The organism is Moorena sp. (assembly GCF_982860115.1).
Map to the genome: position 1 here is coordinate 38659 of NZ_CEYLVT010000039.1, position 4192 is coordinate 42850.

Genomic DNA, 4192 nt, shown 5'->3' on the forward strand with positions numbered 1-4192 from the left:
AACTGGCATCTTGCGTAGAACTGGCATCTTGCCAGTTTCAATATATTTTCGGGCGGGCAGGATGCCCACTCTACTCCTATTCATTCCTAAATTCAGCAACGCCTCTGATTTTTCATATCAAGCGCCAGAGTTGAGATAGTCCGCCCCGTAACGCACCACCAAAATGCTCGCTGTGTAACTCATAGTTATTAACAACGTTGTACTAGTTTAAAATTAGCGTTTGCATAGCGTATCTTTCAGAATATCGCTGATTTTTTATTAATCCTAAAATACCCCCCCAAAAAAAATCTAAAAACCCTTGACAAAGTCAAATATAATCATTACAATAATCATTAAATGACCACAATGATTTCACTTTTTTATCCATGTCACGAAAATTTAGCCAAAACTTCAAGAAACAACCTGCTCAGCACACCTTGAAAGGGTCTCGTGAAGCAGTAATCTATAGTATGCAAATGCTTTATTCACTAGGCTATGCAGAGATTGCGGAATGGACTCCTCTGGAGCCGACCGACGTTCCCGGGGAAGTGATGACTACAATAACCAAGTATTGGCTGTTGCCGTAACACCTTAAATTTCTGGGGGGGTTTCCCCCCCTAGCAAAGGTTCCGGTTTGTTGGCGTAGCGTGACCTTTGGTCAATCAGATCGAATCACATCAAGTTCCGTTTGGGAACTCAGTGACATAGCGATTTCAAGGAACTTATTGTGGAGTTGAAATAGCCGTGGATATTATTTCTACGGCTATTTTTTTTATTTTTAAGACTTATCGGAAATTTAGAATTTAGAATTTAGAATTTAGAATTTAGAATTTAGAATTTAGAATTGGGAATCGGGAATCGGGAATCGGGAATCGGGAATCGGGAATCGGGAATCGGGAATTGGGCTCTCCATGAGCGACTGCATCAAGAAATCATAAAAGTTCCTCTGGTCAGGAAAATTTGGAGAGACTTTAGATTTATTTAGTTTGAGCCGGTGGTGCGTTACGGGGTGGGCTATTTCAACGCTGGCAAAGAGGCGGAAAATCAGGGCAATCCCACCCCTAACGCACCCTACGAAAATTTACTTTAGATTTATTTAGGGGCTTATTCCCAGATCCGCTGTTCCCGATTCCCGATTCCCGATTCCCGATTCCCGACTTCTGCAAGAAGTCTATTTTATAGTTTTTTGATATATTTAAAACCTTTCAAAAAAAGAGTTTTCAAGCCATAGCTAACTTTGGCAAAACTCCAGTTACGACCTGCTAGAGGCCAGGTTAACTCGCACAGAGTTCCTTGGGCAGAAAGAGGCTGTCGTTTAAATGTTCCTCCTAGTTGTTCCGCCAGAGCTTTAGCTTGCTTTGTTCCTTGGTTTTCAGAGGATGAACAGATACCAGAGCCATTATCTTTAACACTCAGAGTGTACCATTCATCATTGAGTTTACCAATGGCAGTAATACGAGTTACTCCTTTAGCATGTTTCCCGACATTGTACAAAGCTTCTTCCAGAAACAGACAGAGTTCTCGCTTTTGCTCAATAGTTAAATATTGTTCCGGTATCGGCTCAAATTTAATAACTTTAAGCTTGAGGGTATTAAAACTAGGAAGATTCCGTTCCAGCGTATCTCTACAGACTTCATAGAAAAGCTTATGGATTGGAAGCTTCAATGACACTTTTAGGTTACTTCCTAGACGGATAGTTTCTTCTTTAGTCAGAGTTTCTTGTTTGAGGTATTCTGAAATCTCCCATATGTCATCCTTGATAGTTTTAAGTTTCAACAGCAATTCGTCTTGTGGCAAATCGTGTTTTTTAATGCGCGTAATAGTGTAGGCTAGTGTTTGCATTGGACCATTATGAATGACATTAAATGTTTCCTCGATAGTCCGTTGGCGCACATTGATCTGAGACCTCAAAGCCTGGTCATAGTGATAGAAAGCAGGAAATAGTAAACTATTTATGACTAAAATTAACAACGCTGGTGCTACTGGAATCCACCAGCCCCAAACTAGGAACACATAACCAACTCCAACTAGTCCGAAGCTGGTAATCCCAACAACAAACAGATTTTTAAATGGGGATTGAGTCAGCCGACCAAGACCCATGGCCAAAAAACCCCAACCTAAAATCCATAGATATTCCCAGGGATCTGACCAAGTTCTTAAAAGCGATCGCTGATCCAGAACGGCACTGAGAATTTGACTAGTAGCATGGGCATGAAATTCCACCCCATAGATTTCTCCAGGAGGGTTCAAAGCCTTGATGGCAGTGGTATTGACAGTGTCTTTGATGCTGGGAGTAGTGACTCCAACAATCACAATGCGATCGCGAATCCAACTTGAATTAAATTGCCCTGTTTCGATATCCCTCACAGATAAGGTTCTAAACAGTTTGCGACCACTCCGAAAATTGAGCAGCACTTGAACTCCAAAGTGATCAGTTCCCACATATCCACCGGAATTGCTCAAAAAGCGAGGTAGCTCAGTCTCACCAAAGCGCATAGTATGGGGATCGTGAATGCCATTTTCAAGTTCAATCTTTTCCCTCTCAGCACCCAAATAAGCTTTCGCCAGCAGTAAAGACAGGGAGAATACATATTCTTTCCTAGTTTCATCCCTATACATCCCAAGAATACTGCGCCTGACGTTGCTATCTTGATCTGGAATAACATCTGAGAAACCAATCCGTTCTGGCGGAAATCCGGGTGGTGGGTTAATTTTAGTGGGTAATACTTTCTCAATAGCAATGAGAGTCTTGATATCCTCAAAGGTTTCAACCAGTTGCTCGTGACCTGGCTCAACTGGTAGATCCCGAACAATATCAAGACCAATTGCTCTGGGTTTGTAGGTTTGCAATTTCCGGAGCAGCCTTGCAATGTCTTGATCCGGTATGGGATAGGTTCCTACATCCTGGATATCCTCTTCATCAATGCCAACAATAACAACCCGTTCATCCATAGGTTCAGAAGGACGCAGGCGCAGAAAAGTATCGAGGGTGATCCACTCACTAAATTGAAGCGACCCATTGAGACGGGCTAATATTACCAGTCCAATCACTGCAATTCCTGGCAATTCTCCTCCACGCCAGGTGGCAATTTTGTTTATTATTTTTGGCCAAATACGTCGCAACAACAGGTTTTTTCCTTGCTTAATTTATCAATCAATAAACCCTTCTTCTCTGGCTCGCATCTCGGTTTGAATGCGGAGATTCTTCCCGTCTTCAGGATAAACACCTAGAACATCTCGAATTTTCGTCCAGTAGTGAACCACAGTTCGTTCACTTTTATGCATACGCTCAGCAATTGCCCTATCTTGCAATTCCTCATGAAATGCTAGGGTGAGTACCTCCAGCCACTCTGGTTTGACTTCTCCTTCGAGCATATTTAGATCTTTTGTATGGGTTAATCTCTGCAATGCCCAGTCAACTCTGGTTAACATAACCTGACCGGAGAAACCTTTATCTACCACCGTGAAACCCCCTTTGTGCTCGTCAATCTCATCCTTAATCCGCACCAGGGCTTTGAGGTAAGTACTTAACACCACAAGATTGAGGTTGGGGTATTGCTTCATCACTGTCTGCAAGAGTTTAATACCCGTGTCGATTTTAGCTGTATTCTCAGATTTAGCTGTCTTCTCAGAGGCTTCTGGAATGGAAAGATCTACAATAACGAGGTCAAGCGGAAATCGTTCCAGTTGTTCTAGAGCACTCTCGAACGTTTTAGCTGTTAAGATTTCTGCTTCCGCTTCTGGATACTTCCGTCGTAGGGTGTCGATTATTCCACCCAGCATCAATTCGTGGTCATCAACCACAAGCAGCTTAAGTTTCCCTGGCTTTGGTAAATCTTGGCTCATCATCAATTCCCTCTATGTTTCCTATTCACCATTGGAACCTATCGTTGCAATTTAGCCAACGAGGGGTTAATATAGCCAAGTTTTTCCTGTCATCAGTCTTAACTTAAAACACCGCTCGCTGAACTTTTAGTTTAAAAAGACACAGATAGATAAAGCAATCCCCTTGTCTACCAAGTTGATTGCTGGTTTAAGACAAGAACGAGGTAGAATTCGGTAATTAGAATTGCTGAAAACTACATACTGCTGCTCAAAGCTTGGCGTTGCGTCAGTCAAGTAATGAATAGGAGTAGAGTGGGCATCCTGCCCGCAAGGAAATATATTGAAACTGGCAAGATGCCAGTTCTACGCAAGATGCCAGTTCTACGCA

3 protein-coding genes are annotated in these 4192 nt (G+C 42.4%); 1 reads left to right on the forward strand and 2 read right to left on the reverse strand.

Features of this window, described 5'->3' with window-relative positions; translation table 11 throughout:
• Positions 1–365: 365 nt before the first annotated feature.
• The gene (locus tag AC4II3_RS09435) at positions 366–566 is read left to right on the forward strand and encodes a hypothetical protein (protein ID WP_488016601.1); all 201 of its coding nucleotides are present in this window, start codon (positions 366–368) and stop codon (positions 564–566) included.
• Positions 567–1155: 589 nt separating this feature from the next.
• Here the strand turns inward: AC4II3_RS09435 and AC4II3_RS09440 are convergent.
• Together AC4II3_RS09440 and AC4II3_RS09445 are read right to left on the reverse strand one after the other, a co-directional pair.
• Positions 1156–3105, reverse strand: coding sequence for a sensor histidine kinase (locus tag AC4II3_RS09440; protein ID WP_488016599.1), 1950 nt, complete (start codon positions 3103–3105; stop codon positions 1156–1158).
• A 24-nt stretch (positions 3106–3129) separates the two neighbouring features.
• A complete protein-coding gene (locus tag AC4II3_RS09445) occupies positions 3130–3825 on the reverse strand; it encodes a DNA-binding response regulator (protein WP_488016603.1) in 696 nt (231 codons plus the stop codon).
• Positions 3826–4192 lie beyond the last annotated feature (367 nt).

What these genes read in the sequence shown, in the direction of transcription:
- AC4II3_RS09435 (WP_488016601.1), top strand. Translation starts at nt 366, where the DNA reads ATGTCACGAAAATTTAGCCAAAACTTCAAGAAACAACCTGCTCAGCAC.
- AC4II3_RS09445 (WP_488016603.1), bottom strand. Translation starts at nt 3,825, where the DNA reads ATGAGCCAAGATTTACCAAAGCCAGGGAAACTTAAGCTGCTTGTGGTT.